1 tRNA gene and 2 rRNA genes are annotated in these 3,735 nt (G+C 59.8%); all 3 read left to right on the forward strand.

Annotated elements, in window-relative coordinates:
* Positions 1–20: 20 nt before the first annotated feature.
* A 23S ribosomal RNA gene (locus AB9M23_RS22515) occupies positions 21–3,293 on the forward strand.
* Between the two features lie 91 nt (positions 3,294–3,384).
* Positions 3,385–3,500, forward strand: a 5S ribosomal RNA gene (gene rrf, locus AB9M23_RS22520).
* A 160-nt stretch (positions 3,501–3,660) separates the two neighbouring features.
* Positions 3,661–3,734 (forward strand) — tRNA-Met (locus AB9M23_RS22525).
* The last annotated feature ends 1 nt before the right edge of the window (position 3,735 follow it).

Below are 3,735 nucleotides of genomic sequence, written 5' to 3' on the forward strand. Positions count from 1 at the left end.
CGCGCATGGGTCATGGGAGCGATCAAGTGAACGAAGGGCATTCGGTGGATGCCTTGGCGCTGAGAGGCGATGAAGGACGTGGTACGCTGCGATAAGCCTCGGGGAGCTGCGAACGCGCTTTGATCCGAGGATTTCCGAATGGGGAAACCCACCTTCAGTGACCAGTGAACAGTGAACAGTGACCGGATCTTCTGGTCACTGGTCACCGGTTACTGGTCACTACCAGAAGGTATCAGATCCTGAATTCATAGGGATTTGAGGCGAACCCGGGGAACTGAAACATCTCAGTACCCGGAGGAAAGGACATCAACGAGACTCCGTCAGTAGTGGCGAGCGAACGCGGACCAGGCCAATGCCTGCGTCATGTGAACCGGAACCGTCTGGAAAGTCGGGCGACATGGGTGACAGCCCCGTACGGATCGAGCATGGCGTGGGATACGAGTAGGGCGGGACACGTGCAATCCTGTCCGAACACGGGGGGACCACCCTCCAAGCCTAAGTACTCCTCAGCGACCGATAGTGCACCAGTACCGTGAGGGAAAGGTGAAAAGCACCCCGACGAGGGGAGTGAAACAGATCCTGAAACCGGATGCCTACAAACAGTGGGAGCCCAAGATTCGTTCTGGGTGACCGCGTACCTTTTGTATAATGGGTCAGCGACTTGGCGTGTCGAGCAAGCTTAAGCCGTGAGGCGTAGGCGCAGCGAAAGCGAGTCTGAACAGGGCGTTCAGTTCGGCGCGCCAGACCCGAAACCGGGTGATCTAGCCATGAGCAGGTTGAAGGTGCGGTAACACGCACTGGAGGACCGAACCGGTGTCTGTTGAAAAAGCCTCGGATGACTTGTGGCTAGGGGTGAAAGGCCAATCAAACCCGGAGATAGCTGGTTCTCCGCGAAAGCTATTTAGGTAGCGCCTCGTGTGAATGCTCCAGGGGGTAGAGCACTGGATGGGCTAGGGCTGTCCACAACGGTACCAAACCTAACCAAACTCCGAATACCTGGAAGCAGTGCACGGGAGACACACGGCGGGTGCTAACGTCCGTCGTGGAGAGGGAAACAACCCTGACCTACAGCTAAGGCCCCCAATTCGTGGCTAAGTGGGAAAGGATGTGAGGACCCCAAAACAACCAGGAGGTTGGCTTAGAAGCAGCCATCCTTTAAAGAAAGCGTAACAGCTCACTGGTCTAGTCAAGGGTCCTTGCGCCGAAAATGTAACGGGGCTCAAGCCACGAGCCGAAGCTTGGGATTCGGTGACCAGTTATCAGTGAACAGTGACCAGAATGGCCTTCGATCGACGCAGCGGCGGAAAGTGGGACGCGGAAGACCTGGAGGTCTTTCGTAGGGCCTATGCGCTGTCGCTCGAGCTCCATGGCGAAAGCCCGGGGTTCCCGAAGATCGAGCAGTTCGGCGGTCTCGCCGATCAGCTCAGACGGTCGTCCAGGTCCGTCTGCAGCCTGATTGTCGAGGGCGCCGGCCGGCAGCAAGCCTCTCCTCGGGAGTTCGCACGCTATCTCGTGATGGCGATCGGCTCCGCGGAGGAAGTTCGGCTTTGGTGTCGGTATTGTGCCGACCTCGGGTATGTCGAGGCGGCGCGTGCTGAGAGTCGGCGCGACGAGGTGCGCCACATCGTGCGCATGCTGCAAGGCCTCAAGAACAGCCTCGCCGGCCGTTGAAGGTCGCGGAGGGTTCTGGTGACTGATTACTGGTAACTGGTCACCGAGTGGTAGCGGAGCGTTCCGTAGGCCCGTGAAGGGAGACCCGCGAGGGCTCCTGGAGGTATCGGAAGTGAGAATGCTGACATGAGTAACGACAAACAGCGTGAGAGACGCTGTCGCCGAAAGTCCAAGGGTTCCTGCGTAAAGTTAATCTGCGCAGGGTCAGCCGGCCCCTAAGGCGAGGCCGAAAGGCGTAGTCGATGGGAATCAGGTGAATAGTCCTGAGCCAGCGGGTGGTGACGGATCCGAACCGTCGTGTCTCCTCATCGGATTGGAGGCGCGGCCGGAGGGTCCCGGGAAACAGCCCCCGCGTGAGACCGTACCCGAAACCGACACAGGTGGACTGGCAGAGCATGCCAAGGCGCTTGAGAGAACGATGCTGAAGGAACTCGGCAAATTACCTCCGTAACTTCGGGATAAGGAGGCCTTCCGCGTGGGCAACCGCGTGGGAGGGGCACAGACCAGGGGGTGGCGACTGTTTAGCAAAAACACAGGGCTCTGCGAAGTCGCAAGACGACGTATAGGGTCTGACGCCTGCCCGGTGCCGGAAGGTTAAGAGGAGAGGTTCACGCCTTGAATCGAAGCCCCGGTAAACGGCGGCCGTAACTATAACGGTCCTAAGGTAGCGAAATTCCTTGTCGGGTAAGTTCCGACCTGCACGAATGGCGTAACGACTTCCCCGCTGTCTCCAGCATCGGCTCAGTGAAATTGAATTCCCCGTGAAGATGCGGGGTTCCTGCGGTCAGACGGAAAGACCCCGTGCACCTTTACTGTAGCTTTGCGCTGGCATTCGTGTCGGCATGTGTAGGATAGGTGGAAGGCTATGAAGCGCGGGCGCCAGCTCGCGTGGAGCCGCCCTTGAAATACCACCCTTGGCGACATGGATGTCTAACCGCGATCCGTCATCCGGGTCCGGGACAGCGCATGGCAGGCAGTTTGACTGGGGCGGTCGCCTCCCAAAGAGTAACGGAGGCGCGCGATGGTGGGCTCAGACCGGTCGGAAATCGGTCGTCGAGTGCAATGGCATAAGCCCGCCTGACTGCGAGACGGACATGTCGAGCAGAGACGAAAGTCGGCCATAGTGATCCGGTGGTCCCGCGTGGGTGGGCCATCGCTCAACGGATAAAAGGTACGCCGGGGATAACAGGCTGATGATCTCCAAGAGTCCATATCGACGAGATCGTTTGGCACCTCGATGTCGACTCATCACATCCTGGGGCTGGAGCAGGTCCCAAGGGTTCGGCTGTTCGCCGATTAAAGTGGTACGTGAGTTGGGTTCAGAACGTCGTGAGACAGTTCGGTCCCTATCTGCCGTGGGTGTCGGAGATTTGAGAGGATCTGTCCCTAGTACGAGAGGACCGGGATGGACGTACCTCTGGTGGACCTGTCGTGGCGCCAGCCGCGGTGCAGGGTAGCTATGTACGGACGGGATAACCGCTGAAGGCATCTAAGCGGGAAACCCACCTCGAAACGAGATCTCCCTCGAGAGCCGTGGTAGACCACCACGTCGATAGGCCGGGCGTGCAAGCGCAGCAATGCGTTGAGCTTACCGGTACTAATCGCTCGATCGGCTTGATCGCCTCCCATGATCCCTGCGCGCCGTCGCGTGCCGGGACGAAAGCGACGTCGAAGACCAGACCACACCTGTGCGCGCATTCTGTCCTTCGCCGGCCCGGTGACCGGAGCGAGGAGCACAAGACCCGATCCCATCCCGAACTCGGCCGTCAAACTCCTCAGCGCCGATGGTACTGTGGCTCAAGCCCCGGGAGAGTAGGTCGTCGCCGGGCCTGCAAAGGACAGATCCCCTCTCGAAGGGAACGCGCGCACACGCCGAAAACAAACCATCCTCCTCACGACGCCTCCCGCGCCGGCCCCGGTCTCGAAACCGGGGCCGGTCGCGTTCGAGGACCAACACACACGTCCCCCACACGGGAAGACGAACCCTTGCGCGGGGTGGAGCAGCCCGGTAGCTCGTCAGGCTCATAACCTGAAGGTCGCAGGTTCGAATCCTGCCCCCGCAAC

The organism is Salinarimonas chemoclinalis (genome assembly GCF_041514305.1).
Taxonomy (GTDB): Bacteria; Pseudomonadota; Alphaproteobacteria; order Rhizobiales; family Beijerinckiaceae; genus Salinarimonas; species Salinarimonas chemoclinalis.